The organism is Phytohabitans maris, from assembly GCF_031085175.1.
GTDB lineage: Bacteria > Actinomycetota > Actinomycetes > Mycobacteriales > Micromonosporaceae > Phytohabitans > Phytohabitans maris.
Window position 1 is genome coordinate 24460 of record NZ_JAVHUY010000040.1, and the last position, 15379, is coordinate 39838.

Sequence of the window (15379 nt, forward strand, 5' to 3'; positions counted from 1 at the left end):
GTGCGCTCATGGAGAGCACGGTCGCGCCGGCACCGCTTTCCCACCGCCAGAACACGCGGGAGATGGCGCATTTGCTGAAGGCGATGTCGGCGGCCCACCGGCGGGCCCGGCGATTCGACGCTTCGTATCTTTCGGTGTCGATTCTGGTGGCGCTCTCCGGGCTGGTCGCGACATTCGTCGACGTACTCGCCGTCCCGGTCTCCGTCGTCGGCGGCTTGTGGGCGGTCGCCTGCGGCGCCGGCATCACCGCGTGGACCCGCCGCGAGGTCCAGCGGGCCGCGACGATCCAGGAGATGTTCGACGTGCGCCTGTTCGAGCTGCCGTGGAACACGGTCGCGGCCGGCGACCCGATCGGCGCCGCGGAGGTCAACTGGCTGGCGAAGCGGTACCGCGGCGGCGGCTCGGCACTGCGCGACTACTACGACGTGCCGACCCTGCCCCGCCCGTACGACGTCATCGCCTGCCAGATGCTCAACCTGGCGTGGGGCGCCCGGATCCGCCGCCGGTACGCCCGCACGCTGCTCGCGGGTGTCTTCGGCTGGTCGGCCGCGGGAGTGGTGGTCGGCGCGTTCGCCGGCCTGACGGTGACCGAGACGGTCCTGTGGTGGTACGTCCCGTCGCTCGGCGTCGCGCTCGTGGCCTGGGAGGCGTTCCGCGCCCAGCGCGACGTGGCGGCCGGGCGGGAGAGGGTGCTCGACCTCGTCTGGGCGGAGGTCCGGGCGAGCGCGCCGGGGCGGGAGGCGGGTCTGCTGGAGATGGCCCGCCGGGTCCAGGACGCGATCCTCCAGACCCGGACGCGGGACATCCGGGTGCCGAACTGGTTCTTCACCCGCTTCGCCAAGGCCGACCGGGCGGACTTCCGGTCGGTGACCGCGGAGCTGGCGGCGGTGGTGCGGGGCCGGGCGGCCGGGGGAGGCCCCGATGCCGGAGGATGACCCGCTCACCGCGTACCTGCGGAGCCCGGAGATCGCCCGCGAGCTGCTGGCGTGCGGGCGCCGGCGAGGCTGGCACCCGCGCGTCCCGGCCCTGCCCTGGCGGGCCACCGACGGGTACACCGGCGCCGTCCTCGTGACCGTGGCGCTGGAAGGCGATCGTGGCGCGGAGAAGGTGATCCTGAAGGTGACGCCGGGCGGCTCGGCGGAGCCGGCGGGTTACGCGGCGGCCGAGACGGACTGCCCGCCCGACTTCCGCCCGCACCTGGTGCTCGCCGCGATGCCGGCTTGGCCGATGGCGTCCGGCGGTGTGCTCACGTTCCAGAAGCTCGCGGCGGACGACGTCACCGGCTGCCGCTCGATGGCCGAGCTGCCGTCCGGTGCGGTCGCGGGCGCGTGCGCGCTGGTCGCCGGCCGCCTCCTGCGGACGTGGAACCCCGAGCCGGCCATCGACAGCACCTCGATCGGCGACGTGCTGCGCGACCAGATGGGGTACGGGCTCGCCGCCGGCGGTTCGATCCGGGCATGGGCACGCGAGGCCGGCCTGCTGGAGCCGGAGACGCCCTGGGTGACGCTGCGCGACGACGGGGCCGTGTGCCCCAACCCGCTGCTGCTCGCGCGGCGCGGGTCGCCGCTGGACGGCCGGCCGGTGGACGTCCTCGTCGGGCGCTGCCACGGCGACCTGCACTTCCTCAACGTCCTGCTGCCGCTGGCCCCGGGCGGGCCGCTCCGCCCCGACGGCTTCCAGCTGATCGACCTCGGCGGATACTCGCCGGCCCGACCGGTCACCACCGACCCGGTGTTCCTCATGCTCTCCGCGATCGCCCGCGGCCTGCACCGGCTCGCTCCCGCGCAGCGGCAGGCGCTCCTCGACCACCTCGTTGCGCCATCCGGCGGGCGACGGGACGGATACCTCGGCGACGTGGTGGACGGGGTCGTCGCGGCGGTCCGGGAGACGGTCGCGGGCGGGCGGCGCGGCTGGAGCGAGGAGCTGCGGTTTCAGCTCCGCCTCTCGCTCATCGGGGTCGCGGTCCTCTTTACCAGCTTCTCCGATCTCGGGCCGCAGGTGCGCTGGTGGTTCTTCCGCCTCGCCGCCCGCCTCGCCCGTGGCGTCTTCGCCGAGCTGGGCGTACCGGTGCCGGACCGGGCACCACCGACACCCAACCCCTTTCACGACCCCACGCCGAGCGGCGGCGGCGCACTCGTCGCGTCCCGGCGCCCCGCCCGCCCGGCCGTCGACCGCGCGGTGGCCCGGGCCTGGCGTGCCGCCTTCACCGACCCGGTCGCGGCCCGCGCCCACCTCGACGCGGCGTACGCCGAGCTCGCCGGCGCGGGGAAGGCGGGGGCGGCGCCCGGCGAGGTCTGCACCCGCCTGCGTGACCTGGTCGAGGACGCCACCCAGATCCTCGGCGGCGACGACCCCGGCACGCTCCGGCTGCGGCACGAGCTCGCCCGCTGGACGCACCTGGACGGCGACGCGGCCACCGCGCTGCGGACCTACCGCGAGGTGGCGGCGCTGCGCGACCGCGTGCTCGGGCCCTGCCATCCGGACACCCTGGCCAGCGCCCGGTGTGCCCGGTGGCCGCCGCTGCTGGACGACGCCGCCCACCAGCGGTACGGCGGCTAGGGCGGCGGCTCCCCGGCGCCGCTGAGTGTCTGCTCGGCCACGTTGACCAGCTCCTCGTACGTGATCACGGTGATCCCGGTCGCGAACGTGTTGAGCACCCGGATCTCCTCGCGGACGGCCTGCGGCTCGACCCCGGGCACGTGGTCGGGGTGTCCGAGCAGGATCGTGACGAAGGCGCGCCCACACTCGAGCTGGAGCTGGTCGCTCAGCGGCCGGCGCCGCTCCTCCAGGAAGCGGACCAGCCCACGCGCCCGGTCGGCCGCCGCCGCGACCAGCGGGGAGAGCGCGAAGCCGCCACCCTCGACCGCGGTCACCAGGTCGGGCACTGCGGGCGGCCCCACGATCACGACGTGGATCGCGCTGTCGTACCGCACCATCGCGATGAGGTCGTCGGTGAGCCCCGGGATGACCTCGTCACTGATCCACGGCTCCAGGTGGCCGCCGAACACCCACCACTCCCGTCGCAGCAGCCGGCACAGCGCCGCCACCGCCGCGTCCGGATCGGCGACGGCCAGCTTGAGCTCCTTGAGGCCCTGGTAGCGCCGCATCTGCTGGAGCAGGTGGGTGAGGTGGCCGGTGGCTTCCAGATCGGCCAGGCGGGGCAGCAGCTGCCGGTTGCGGGTGAACGCGCGGAAGATGCTCTCCAGGGACGCGGTGTCCAGCGAGCTCGAGTCGATCAGCTCGATCACCGACGGGATCACCGAGTTCTTCGACTCCGCCGCGGTGCGGACCCGCACGGATCCCGTGTTGACCAGCGCCTCGAGGCGGCGGACCTGCTCGGTCGGCGATCCGAGGTCGTGGCCCGACACGGCGAACGCCGGGCGCCGGCCACGGGTCACCGCCAAACGGGCCGGCGGCAGCGTGGTCGTGGGGACGGAAACGGTTATCGCGCCGGCCCAAACTGATCTTTCCGAAGGCGAAGGTGGCACGGAAAAGACGGTAACCGGACGGCATAGACGGATTCCTTCATCCGAACGGGTGAGAGATTGAAAGGATCAACAATCTGAAATGCACAAAGGCGCCGGAAAGGGCGATCGGCGGGGGATGGATGGCGGTTCGGCGCTCGATATTATTCGTTCGCCCCAAAATCCACGGAACCGTCGTCCGGATGCCTCGGGATGGAGGTGGAAAGGCCGGTGCGGCCAAACGCCACGTCAGCTCCGCGGATCGTCGCGCCAGGGCCCGACGGGCTGGTGCCGGTCGCCCGCGGCTGCCTGGTCGCCGCCGATCTCGTCCTCACCCGGGCCGTCCCGGCGCCCGACGGGGAGGGCTACCGCGTCGCGTGCGGGTCGGACACGTACGGTTGCCGCCTCCTGACCCAGCACCGCGACGACGTCAGGGGCGTGGAGGCCGCCCTCTTCGAGATCGACGATCCGGCCTGGGCGCCGTCCCGGGACTACGTGCCGCCGCGCTGGGGCGCCTTCACGGGGAGCCTGCACTGGACCGCGGCCGCGATTCTCGACGGCGAGGCCGAGCATCCGGTCGAGATCAGCCCGCTTTCCTGGCGCCGCCCGGCGCGCTGGGACCTGCGGCACGCACCCCTGCCGGCGACCACCGGCGGTGAGCCGTCGGGCGCCCCGGTGTTCGCCGGCGACCTGCTGACCGGCGTCGCCATCCGGGAGGCGGGCGACCAGTGGACCGCCGTACCGGTCGCGGCGCTGGTCGACGTCCGCGCGCTGCGCCAGCCCATCGAGGAGCGGCTCGGCCGTCCCGTGCACCTGGAGCCGGTCGAGCTCGCCGGCCTCCTCGCACCCTGGACGCCGCTCACCGCCCCGCGCGTCGCCGCCGACCTGCTCGACCCGCGCCGGGCGGTCACCCCGTTCACCGGGTACGCGGACGTCCTCGACCAGCTGCTGGCCTGGTGCGACGGCGGGCCCGCGCTGGCTGGGCTGCTCGTCGCCGGGGCTCCCGGGCACGGCAAGACCCGGCTCGCCCGGGAGGCCGCGGCCCGCCTCCACGCGCGCGGCTGGCTGGTCGGCGACGTCGCCGCGACCACGCTGGCCGACTCGTGGCTGCGACACCTCGCCGCCGCGGACCGACCGGTGCTGCTCGCCTTCGACGGGGCGGGGGGCCTCGACACCGCCGGGGCCGTCGCCGCCCATCTGTCCAGCCAGCCGCCGCGGCATCCGGTCCGGCTGCTCGTGACCGCGCCCGGCGACGCCGCCGGCTGGGTGGCGTGGCGGGAGCGCCCGGGGAGCCCGGGCGCGCTGGCCTTCGCCGAGGCACCGCTGGTGGTGCCGGGGTTCCCATCCGGAGCCGGCTTGGCGCCGGCGGCCGCCCGCCGCTGGAGCCTCGCTCTGGCCGCCGGTCTCGAAGGGCTCGTCGAGCCGGCCGACGTCGAGCGGCGACTCAGCGGGCCCGGCGCGGGCCGGCTGCCGGCCTGGGCCGCGGGCGGCTCTCCGGAGACCGCCGCCGTGGCCGTGCTGGCGACCCTGCTCGCCGACGACCCGCCGGCGAACCTCGCCGCGGCCGAGGAGGTCGTCCTGGCCGACGCCGTCGACCGCTGGACCAGCGCGTCCGCGCGGCACGGAGAGCGGGTCCGGTCGCTGGCGCTACCGGCGATCGACCTCGCCGCGCTCATCCGGCCCGCCGACGAGGCCGAGGCGACGAAGATCCTCGCCGGGCTGCCCGGGGCGTCGGGCGTGGCCGAGCTGGCCGACTGGGTCCGGACCACCTGCCCACCCGCCGAGCCGGACCAGCGGTACTGGGGCACGCCGCTGCCCGCCCGGCTCCGCGGCCGCCGGCTGGTGGCGGCCTGCGCCGACGCCGGGCTCGTCGCCGCCGTCCGCCGGCTCGACACCCCGCACACCCCGTTCGCGCTCGCCCGGCTCGCCGAAGCCGCCCCGTACGGCGAGCCGCCCGCCGAACTGCTCCGCGTCCTCGTCCTCGGCGACCCGGTCGGATGGGGCGCCGCCGCGATCCGGGCGATCCGGGCCACCGCGGCACCGGACCCGCTGGTCGCCGTCCTCCGCGAGCTCGGCCGTGCCGACCTGGCGGCCGAGGCGCGCGTGGCGCTCGCCGACGCCCTGCCGACCCCGGCGGGCGCGCTCGCCGAGGTGGAGGTGCCGCTGCGCGAGCAACTGGTCGCCGGGTACCGGCGCTCCGTCGAGGGCGGCCAGCGGCAGGCGCGGTCGCTGCTCGCGACGGAGTTGCTCGCGCTGTCCCGCGCGCTGGCCGAGGCCGGCCGGGCCGGCGACGCGCTGGCGACCGCCCGCGAGGCCGTCGACCGGCATCGCGAGCAGCGCGAGGTCGCCCCCGCTCCGGGCGTACTGCGGGGGCTGCGCACAGCCCTGCGCACGCTCGCCATCCGCCACCTGGCGCTGGACCAGGACGGCCCGGCGGCCGAAGCGGCACGGGAGGCGGTCGAGCTGTGCCGGGAGGCCGAGTCCGCCGACCGCGAGGTCGCGACCTGGCTCGCAGCCGACCTGGAGTTCCTGGGAGCGATGCGGCTCGATGGCGGCGAGCCGGAGGCCGCGGCCGAGGCGTACGACGAGGCGGTGCGCGCCCACCGCCGGGCCGCCGCCGAGGGGCGAGCGACACCGGGCGACGGGCTCGGCGTCGTCCTGTGTGGACTGTCCGACGCGCTCGCCGCGTGCGGGCGGACCGGCCCGGCCGCGGGTGCCATGGCCGAGGCCGTGGTGGCGTACGAGAGGCTGGCCGCTACCGATCCGCAGACGTACCAGCCGACCCTCGCGGTGGCGCTGGAGGTGCTGGCCGGGCGGCTCGCCGCGGCTGGACGCACCGACGAGGCGGTCCAGGCCGCGGAGCGCGCCGTTCGTGTCCACCGGCGCCTCGGCGAGCAGGCCCGGGACGAGCGGTCGACCGACCACGCGGAGGCGCTGCGCCGGCTCTCCGACCTGTACGCCGTGGCGGAACGCGCCGACGACGCCCTGTCCGCCGCGCACGAGAGCGTCGAGCGGCACCGCACCGCCGCCGCGGAGCACATGGTCTCGGCCGGTCTCTGCGCCGCCCTGCACACGCTCGCCCGGCGGTACGACGAAATGGACCAGACCGACTACGCGGCCGACGCCGCGGTCGAGGCCGCCAACGGGTACCGCCGGCTGGTCGAGCGTGGCCAGGAGGAGCACCGGGCGGCGCTCGCCGGCGCGCTGAGCAACGCCGCGGTGCTCCGCGGCCGGCAGGGGATCGCGCGGGAGAGCGAGCCGCTCGCCCGGCAGGCCCTGCAGGCGGCCGCCGCACTCGACAGCCCAGACCCGGCGCAGCTCGCCGCGATCCGCAACAACCTGGCCATCGTGCTCGGAGCGGCGACCGGCCGGCCCGGCGGCGAGCGGCTGCTGGACGAGAGCGCCAGCCTGGCCGAGCAGGCCGTGCGGGGCCTCGACGAGCGGGACCCCGCCGGCCTCGTCCGGGCACTCCTGACGCTCGCCCGGCAGCGGGCGGCGACGGGCGACACCGCCGACAGCGTCGCCGCCGCGGAGCGCGCCGTCGAGGTCTGCGCCGGCCTGGGCGTCCGGCGGGCCGACCTCGTCCTGGCCGCCGAGGCGCTGGGCTCGCTCGCGGAGCGGTACGCGGAGGCGGTCCGTTTCGCCGAGGCGGCCGCGGCGGTGGAGCGGGCCCGCGACGCGCACCGCCGGCTGGTCCGGATGGGCCTGGCCCGGCACCGCGCGGGACTGGGCGACCTGGCGATGCTCCAGGCCGGGATGCCCTCCGACGTGGTCTCGCCGCTCGCGGCGGCCGGCGCCGCGGACGAGGCCGTGGCCTGCTACCGCGAGCTGGCGGCGGAGCAGCCCGAACGGTTCCGCCCATCCCTGGTCGCGGCCCTCGACCGGTCCGCCCAGCTGTACGGGCGGATGGACCGCGGCGAGGACGCGTACGACCGCATGGTCGAGGCCATCGAGGTCGGCCGGACACTCGTGGCGACGGTGCCGCACGTCCACACCGCCGACCAGGCCGCGCGGCTGCGGTGGCTGGCTGAGCGGCTCGAGGCGACCGACCCCGAAGCCGCGCGCGACGCCGCCGAGGAGGCGTTCGCCCTCAGCCGCGAGGTAAGCGACCCGAAGGCCGGGCGGCACGAGCTGGCTGCCTCCGCGGCGCTGCTGGCCCGGCTGCTGCCGCACCACGGGACGTCCGAAGAGGGCGCCCGACCGATGCTGCTGGCCAACACGGCGGCCAACCGGTTCGAGGAGCTGGCCCGCGAGCGGCCCGACATCTACCTCGGCGAGCTCGCCGGGGTGCTCATGCACCGTGCCGGGCTCAAGGCCGCCGTGGGCAACGTCGCCGCCAGCGCCGCGGACGCCGACGAGGCGGTCACCTACCACCGCGAGGTGGCCGCCAACCGCGCCGCCCACCGGCCCGCGCTGGCGCAGGCCCTGCTCGACCGGCTGGAGCTGCCGGCTGATGACTCGCTGGACCGGATCGCGGTGCTCCGGGAGACGACCGAGATCTACGGGACGCTCAGCCAGGACGCGCCCGAGCCATACCTGCCCCGGCTGGCCAGGGCGCAGATCCGGCTGGCCGGCGAGCTGAGCTCCCGGGGCCGCAGGCACCGGCCGGAGAGCCTGCGCGAGGGGCGGCTGGGCGTCGACATCCTGGCCGACCTGGCCGAGCAGCGCCCCGCGGAGTTCGGCGCGGAGGCGGTCAAGGCGCTGCTCGACCACGCCCAGCACCTGGTGCGGGCCGGCCGGGACGTGGAGGCGCAGGGGATCCGCGGCCGGGCGGCCCGCGTCAACGGGCTCCTCGGCAGCGTCGGCGCGTCCGCGACCGAGGACGGGGAGCCGGGCGAACGGCCGGAGAGCTGACCAGGTCAGCGCGCGGGCTTGAGCACCTCGTCGAGGAAGTCGAGGGACGTCTCGATCAGGGCGGCCACGTCCTTGGCGCCGTGGAAGACGTGGCCGGCGCCGGGCACCGGGTGCAGGTCGCACCTCGCGCCGTACGCGTGCAGGACCGCGGCCAGGTGCTCGCTCTGGGCGTACGGGACGACCTGGTCCTCGGTGCCGTGCACGCACAGGAACGGCGGGGCGTCCGCGTCGGCGTACTCGGTGGGGCTGGCCAGCGTGGCCAGGGCCCGTACCTCCGGGAGCAGGCCGCCCAGCAGCTGCGCGACCGGGCTGTCCGGGTGCCCGGCGCCCATCGCGGTCAGGTCGGCGACCCCGTACCAGTCGACGACGGCCCGCACCGCGCTGGACCCGGCGGTGAGGCCGACGTCGCCGGAGAGCGTGGCGTCCGCGGTCAGGGCGGCCAGCGCGGCCAGGTGCCCGCCGGCCGACTCGCCCCACAGCGCGAACCGGTCCGGGTCCAGCCCCAGGTCGGTGGCGTGCGCGCGGAGCCAGCGGACGGCGGCCTTCACGTCGTGCAGCGGCGCGGGAAACCGGGCCTCGCCGGAGAGGCGGTAGTCGACGCTGGCCACCGCGTACCCGCGCCGCCGCACGCGGCCGAAGAAGTCGAGCGGGGCGATGGTCTCCGGCAGGGTGCGGCGGTCACCCGTGCGCCACGCGCCGCCGTGCACCCAGACGACCAGCGGCCACGGCCCGTCGCCGGCGGGGACGTACAGGTCCAGGCGGAGGGGGCGGAAGCCGAGGACCTCCGCGAACGTCAGGTCGGCGCGCTCGGTCACAACCGGCAGCGTAGCGAGGTTTGCTCGCGGACCGCTCGGGTAGCAGACGCGGGATGAGGAGGAGCCACGCACGGCGCTGCACGGGGAGAGCGGAGCCCGGGCTTCGCTCACGCGTCCCCTGCCGACCGGGCCCCGCCTGGCGCCCCGGGGAGGAAGCCGGGACGGGGGACGCAAACGCCGCCCGGGCCCGGCCTGTGGCGCCACTCTCGTGGTAACCCGAGCGCGCCACCGTCAAACCCAGTACGCGAAAACGAGAGCCCAGTACGCGAAAACGAGAGGTTGATCAATGGCTCGTCCGCGGATCGTCATCGTCGGGGCCGGGTTCGCCGGCTACCACTGCGCGCGCAAGCTGGCCCGGCTGGCCCGGGGTAGGGCGGACATCCTGCTGCTCAACCCGACCGACTACTTCCTCTACCTGCCGCTGCTGCCCGAGGTCGCCGCCTCCGGCCTGGAGCCGCGCCGGATCGCGGTGTCGATACCGGGCACGATCGGCGGCGACGTGCGCCTGGTGCTGGGCACGGCGACCGGCGTCGACCTCGACGGGCGGCGGGTCGACTTCACGGACCCGGAGGGGGGCAAGGGCGAGCTCCGGTACGACCGGCTGGTCCTCGCCGCGGGCAGCGTCAACAAGCTGCTGCCGATCCCGGGTGTCGCCGAGCACGCGCACGGGTTCCGCGGCATCTTCGAGGCCCTGTACCTGCGCGACCACATCACCCGCCAGGTCGAGCTCGCCGACGCCACCGACGACCGGGAGGAGCGGGCGGCGCGGCTGACGTTCGTGGTGGTGGGCGCCGGGTACACCGGCACCGAGGTCGCCGCGCACGGCGCGCTCTTCACCCGCGACCTGGTCGCCCGCCACCCGCGCCTCGCCGACGACGCGGTGCGCTGGCTGCTGCTCGACCTGGCCGACCGGGTGCTGCCCGAGCTCGACCAGCGGCTGTCCCGTACCGCCGACCGGGTGCTGCGCGAGCGCGACATCGACGTGCGCACGGGCACCTCGGTGAAGGAGGCGACGTACGAGGGGGTGCACCTCTCCGACGGCGGCTTCGTGCCCACCCGCACGCTGATGTGGTGCGTCGGCGTACGCCCCGACCCGCTCGTCGCCGACCTCGGCCTGCCCACCAACAAGGGGCGGCTGGTCGTCGACGAGTTCCTCGGCGTGCCCGGCCGCCCCGAGGTGCTGGCCTGCGGCGACGCCGCCGCGGTGCCCGACCTCACCCGGCCCGGCGAGATCACCGCGATGACCGCGCAGCACGCCAGCCGCCAGGGCCGGCTGGCCGCGCACAACATCGCCGCCTCGTACGGCCGGGGCAAGCCGCGCCCGTACAAGCACCACGACCTGGGCTTCGTGGTCGACCTCGGCGGCGTGCAGGCGGCGGCCGACCCGCTCGGCGTACCGCTGGGCGGGCCGATGGCGAAGGCGGTCACCGCCGGCTACCACCTGGCCGCGATGCCCGGCAACCGGGTCCGCACCGCCGCCGACTGGGCGCTCAACTCCGTGCTCCAGCGCGAGACCGTCCAACTTGGACTGGTCCGGGCCCCGGCGGTTCCGCTCGACACGACCACCCCGGGAGTCCGTACCATGTGATCATGGTGCGGTACGCGGAGGCCGCCGGACGGTGGGTGCCGCTGGCGACGGTGCTCGGCTCGGGGCTCACGTTCCTCGACGCCACCGTGGTCAACATCGCGCTTCCCCCGCATCGGCGAAGACTTCGCGGTCCACTGCGGGGTCGCCGGCCCGCCGCCGCGCCGGCCTAGGGAAGAATCGCCAGCGTGAGCGAGATGCTGGCGTGGGAGGTGCGGCAGCCGGGTCCGATGGCCACGACCCCGCTGCACGCGGTGGTCCGGCCCCGTCCGGAGCCGGGCGTGGGGGAGTTGCTTTTGCGGGTACGCGCGTGCGCCGTCTGCCGCACGGATCTGCATGTGGCCGAGGGCGACCTGCCCGTGCACCGCCCGCACGTGACGCCCGGCCACGAGATCGTCGGCGAAGTGGTGGCGCTGGGCCCAGGGGTTGGTGAGGTCCGGTCCGAGGAGCGCAGCGACGAGGATGGACCGAGTCGACCCCCGGGCCTGAGCGCGAGCGGAGCGAGCGCCAACCAGCACAGCACGGGCGTCGAGGGCTTCCGGGAGGGGGAGCGGGTCGGCGTGGCCTGGCTGCGCCACACCTGCGGCCGCTGCGTCTACTGCCTGCGCGGCGCGGAAAACCTCTGCCCCGAGTCCCGCTACACCGGCTGGGACGCCGACGGCGGGTACGCGGAGTACACGGTGGCGCCGGCCGCATACGTGTACCGGCTGCCCGACCGCTACTCCGACGCCGAGGTCGCCCCGCTGCTCTGCGCCGGCATCATCGGGTTCCGGGCGCTGCGCCGTGCCGACCTGCCACCCGGCGGCCGCCTCGGGGTGTACGGCTTCGGCGCCTCGGCCCACCTCGCCACCCAGGTCGCGCTCGCCCAGGGCGCCCGGGTGCACGTGCTGACCCGCGCGGCGGCCGCCCGCGAGCTCGCCCTCGACCTGGGCGTCGCCTCGGTCGCCGGCGCGTACGACGCCCCACCCGAGCCGCTCGACGCCGCGATCCTCTTCGCCCCGGTCGGCGACCTCGTGCCGGTCGCGCTCGCCGCCCTCGACCGCGGCGGCACCCTCGCGGTCGCCGGCATCCACCTGACCGACATCCCCTCGCTCGACTACGAGCGGCACCTCTTCCAGGAGCGGCAGCTGCGCAGCGTCACCGCCAACACCCGCGCGGACGGGCGTGACTTCCTGGCCTTCGCCGCCGGGCACCGGCTGCGCGTCACCACCGCGCCGTACCCGCTCCAGGCCGCCGACACCGCCCTGGCCGACCTGGCCGGAGACCGGGTGAACGGGGCCGCCGTGCTGGTCCCGTGATCGACCCCCATACTTAGGCGCGTGGCGCACGAGTTCGAGCTCGGGACCGACGGTCCCAAGGTGCTCGTCGTGGGTGTCGACGGCTCCACCACGTCGATGCGCGCCGGCGCGTACGCCGCCGGCCTGGCCCGCCGCCAGCGCTCCCGCCTCGTGGTCGTGTACGTCTCCCGCCCCGGCGCGTTCGTCGGCCTGGCCCCGGGCGCGGCGGCGGTGGTCCGGCAGGCCGAGCACGAGATCGCCGAGGACCTGCGCCACCAGGTGGCCGAGGGCACGGCGCTGACCGGCATCAAGGCCACGTTCCACGAGGTGCACGGCGACCCGTACACGGAGATCGTCCGGGTCGCCGACGAGGTCAACGCCGACGGCGTGATCGTCGGCGCCTCGATGCGCGCCGGCCACCGCTTCGCCGGCTCCCTCGCCATCCGCCTCGTGAAGACCGGCAAGTGGCCGGTCACCGTCGTGCCCTAGCTACCGAGACGTGCAGACCGTTGCTCCCGCCGGCGTCACCGTCCGCGGTGGGCGGGGATCAGATCGTGGTACTGAGGTGCCCCCGGAAGGGCACTGGAATACCACGATCACCGGCCGGAGCCGGGTTTGGGCGGTGCCGTAGCGCCGCTCTCCGGTGGGGTGCGTGGGGTGGGGAGCTCGGCGGCGGGGAGGGCTGCCTGGAGCGCGTGGGCGAGGCGGCGGACGACCGGGTCGGTGGCGGCGCCGGCGACCAGCTCGACCTCGGCCTTGCCGAGCGCGGTCCACACCTGCCGCATCTGCGGCAGCGACGGCATGAGGTCGCCGGCGCGGCACTCGGCGTAGAAGGCGGCCATCGTCGGGTCGCGGTCGACGACCTCGTCCAGGGCGCTGCGCAGCGCCGGCGGGCGGGGCTGGGTGTCGTACAGCGACAGGGCCACGTCGGTGCGGGTCAGGTAGTGCGCGGCCAGGTCCTGCGCGATCGTCTTGTTGCGCCCGCGCCGGGTGAGGAAGAAGCCGTGCACCGACACGAACGGCCGCACCGGCTCCTGACCCTCGTACGGCGGCACCGGCCCCACCACGAACGGCACCCCGGCCCGGCGGGCGTCGCTGACCACCCGGGAGGCGCAGACCAGGTACGGCGCCCGCCCGGCCGCGAAGAGCGCGGTGGCCCGGTCCTTGTCGATCTCCCGGCGCAGCACGCCGGAGCCCTGCGCGCCCAGCCCCCGGAAGCGCTCGAACGCCGCGATCGTCTCCGGCGCGGTCACGCCGAGCCGCCGCGGGTCCGGCCGCCCCTCGGCGTCGCGGCCGAAGAGCCAGCCGCCGGCGGCGAGCAGCAGCGGGTACATGTAGTAGGGGTCGCCTTCCGCGCCCACCTGTACGACCAGCGCCTCGTCGGCCCGCCCGGCCGCGCGCAGCGCCACACCGGTGGCGAGCAGCTCCTCGAACGTCGCCGGCTGCTCCGGCGCCAGGTCGGTGTTGCGCAGCAGCACGGCGGTGTCGAGGGCGTACGGCACGCCGTACAGCTCGCCGTTCCAGGTCATCGCCGTGACCGCCGCGGGCAGGAACGCCTGCCGCCGCCGCTGGGAGAGCGCGAGCGGCTCGATCAGCCCGCGCTGGGCCAGGTCGCCGACCCAGTCGTGCGGGCCGACCACCACGTCCGGCACCTCGTCGCCCTCCGCGCCGTCGACGAGGCGCCGCTGGAGCCGCTCGATCTGCTCGGTGTGGAAGCGCAGCCGGACCCCGTGGGTGGCCAGGAAGTCGGCGGCGAACGTGCCCAGCGCGTTGGCCCGCCGCCCGTCCGCCCAGATCAGCACCTCCGGCCGGAGCTCGGAGAGGCGCCCCATCTGGTCGCGGATCCACCGCACGCCGGCCGAGTCGGTGAACGTCACCTCGACCCGGTAGTCGACCGCGTGCCGCCCGTCCGCGACGAGCCCGGTGCCGAGCTCGCTGCGGTGGAAGATCGGCTCGGCGGCGGGCGGCACGATCGGCAGGTCGATCCGCTCGCCGACGTCCGGGTCGTGGATGTCGAGCACGGTGAGGCCGACCTGGTAGACCGGCGTCTCGGAGGCGTTGCGCACGAACGCGCCCCACCCGTCCAGGCCCCATCCCCACCACGCCGAGACCAGCGCCGCCTGGGTGCGCCGGACGAACGCCTCCTGCTCCTGCCGCGCCCGCGCGGCGACCTGGTCCCGCTTGGACTCGATGCGGTAGACCCGCTGCGCCGCGAGCGCGGCGAGCGCCGCGAAGAGCAGCGCGAGGATCGTCGCTATCGAGGAGAGCCAGGTGGGTACGTCGCCCCAGTCCGCTGCCACCGCCACGCCTCGACTGTAGACAGTGGATCAAGCGTGGCCGCGGAAGGTGCGCCGGTAGGCGGTCGGCGGGACCCCGATGGACGCCTGGAACCGCTGGCGGAGCGCGGCCGCGGTGCCGAAGCCGGACCGCCGGGCGACCCGGTCGACGCCGAGGTCGGTGGTCTCCAGCAGCAGCCGGGCCCGGTCGACGCGCTGCTGGAGCAGCCACCTCGCCGGGCTGGCGCCGGTCTCCTCCCGGAAGCGCCGGGTGAACGTGCGCACGCTCATCCGCGCGTGCCCGGCCAGCGCCCGCAGCGTGAGCGGCTGGTCGAGCCGGGCCAGGGCCCACTCGCGGGTGGGTGCGGTGCCGGTCGCGCCGACCTCGGGGACCGGGTGCTCGGTGTACTGCGCCTGGCCGCCCTCCCGCCACGGCGGCACCACGCACCGGCGGGCGGCCCGGTTGGCCACCTCGGCGCCGTGGTCGCGGCGGATGACGTGCAGGCACAGGTCGATGCCGGCGGCCACCCCGGCCGACGTGAGGATCTCGCCGTCGTCGATGAAGAGCACGTCGGGGTCGAGCTTGACCTTCGGGTACAGCGCGCGGAACGCGCCGGCGTGCGCCCAGTGGGTCGCTGCCGGGCGGTCGTCGAGCAGGCCGGCGGCGGCGAGCACGAACGCGCCGGTGCAGATCGACACGATCCGGGCGCCCCGGCCGTGCGCGGCCCGCAGCGCCTCGCCGACCGCGGGGTCGACCGTGCCCTCGGTGAGCGGGGCGCCGCCGTGTATCCCGGGCACGACCACCGTGTCGGCCGTCCGGGTGAGCTCCAGGCCGTGGTCGGGCAGGACGTGGAACCGGGCCGCGCTGCGCACCGGGCTGCCGGTGGGGGTGCAGACGTCCACCGCGTACCGCCGGTGGCCCAGGGCGTCGCGGGCGGCGCCGAGCACCTGGGACGGGGTGCCGAGGTCGAGGCCGACGACCTGCTCGAGGGCGAGGACGGCGACGCGGTGGGCGTTTTCGGCGATGGGCACGCGCCCGAGTATATGGCTCGATTATTGCGGATGATGGCTCGCGGGCCACTCGCGTCCGGTACCCCCTTGATCGAAA

General features: G+C 75.9%; 11 protein-coding genes. 7 read left to right on the plus strand and 4 right to left on the minus strand.

Translation table 11 applies throughout. The annotated features are described in order from the left end of the window. Positions 1–8: 8 nt before the first annotated feature. Positions 9–935 (plus strand): S-4TM family putative pore-forming effector, encoded by a 927-nt coding sequence (locus tag RB614_RS32785; RefSeq protein WP_308716564.1) that lies wholly within the window; start codon positions 9–11, stop codon positions 933–935. Beyond that, complete coding sequence (locus tag RB614_RS32790) at positions 922–2559, plus strand: tetratricopeptide repeat protein (protein ID WP_308716565.1); 1638 nt, start codon at positions 922–924, stop codon at positions 2557–2559. Before RB614_RS32785 ends, RB614_RS32790 begins: the two co-directional genes overlap by 14 nt. Here RB614_RS32790 and RB614_RS32795 read toward each other — a convergent pair. Beyond that, positions 2556–3398, minus strand: a complete 843-nt coding sequence (locus tag RB614_RS32795) for a hypothetical protein (RefSeq protein ID WP_308716566.1) — start codon at positions 3396–3398, stop codon at positions 2556–2558. The genes RB614_RS32790 and RB614_RS32795 overlap by 4 nt on opposite strands. A 297-nt stretch (positions 3399–3695) precedes the next feature. Here RB614_RS32795 and RB614_RS32800 point away from each other — a divergent pair, with 297 nt between their 5' ends. Further along, positions 3696–8318, plus strand: a complete 4623-nt coding sequence (locus tag RB614_RS32800; RefSeq protein ID WP_308716567.1) for a hypothetical protein — start codon at positions 3696–3698, stop codon at positions 8316–8318. Positions 8319–8323: 5 nt separating this feature from the next. Here the strand turns inward: RB614_RS32800 and RB614_RS32805 are convergent, their stop codons facing one another. Further along, a complete protein-coding gene (locus tag RB614_RS32805) occupies positions 8324–9133 on the minus strand; it encodes an alpha/beta hydrolase fold domain-containing protein (protein ID WP_308716568.1) in 810 nt (269 codons plus the stop codon). Between the two features lie 286 nt (positions 9134–9419). Between RB614_RS32805 and RB614_RS32810 the strand changes: the two genes are divergently transcribed. From RB614_RS32810 to RB614_RS32825, 4 genes are read left to right on the plus strand one after another with little or no spacing between them, the layout of a single operon-like run. Then, on the plus strand, positions 9420–10721 hold the full coding sequence (locus tag RB614_RS32810) for an NAD(P)/FAD-dependent oxidoreductase (RefSeq protein ID WP_308716569.1): 1302 nt from the start codon (positions 9420–9422) through the stop codon (positions 10719–10721). Positions 10722–10723: 2 nt separating this feature from the next. Beyond that, positions 10724–10891, plus strand: coding sequence for a hypothetical protein (locus tag RB614_RS32815; protein ID WP_308716570.1), 168 nt, complete (start codon positions 10724–10726; stop codon positions 10889–10891). Between the two features lie 24 nt (positions 10892–10915). Continuing rightward, positions 10916–12016 carry a zinc-binding alcohol dehydrogenase family protein gene (locus RB614_RS32820; RefSeq protein ID WP_308716626.1) on the plus strand — a complete coding sequence of 367 codons (1101 nt, stop codon included), beginning with the start codon at positions 10916–10918 and terminating at the stop codon, positions 12014–12016. A 21-nt stretch (positions 12017–12037) separates the two neighbouring features. After that, positions 12038–12484 carry a universal stress protein gene (locus tag RB614_RS32825; RefSeq protein WP_308716571.1) on the plus strand — a complete coding sequence of 149 codons (447 nt, stop codon included), beginning with the start codon at positions 12038–12040 and terminating at the stop codon, positions 12482–12484. Positions 12485–12591: 107 nt separating this feature from the next. On the opposite strand, the gene RB614_RS32830 is transcribed toward RB614_RS32825, so the two are convergent. Beyond that, positions 12592–14301, minus strand: a complete 1710-nt coding sequence (locus tag RB614_RS32830) for a sugar ABC transporter substrate-binding protein (RefSeq protein ID WP_308716572.1) — start codon at positions 14299–14301, stop codon at positions 12592–12594. Between the two features lie 21 nt (positions 14302–14322). Continuing rightward, the gene (locus tag RB614_RS32835; RefSeq protein WP_308716573.1) at positions 14323–15303 is read right to left on the minus strand and encodes a GlxA family transcriptional regulator; all 981 of its coding nucleotides are present in this window, start codon (positions 15301–15303) and stop codon (positions 14323–14325) included. Between the last annotated feature and the right edge of the window lie 76 nt (positions 15304–15379).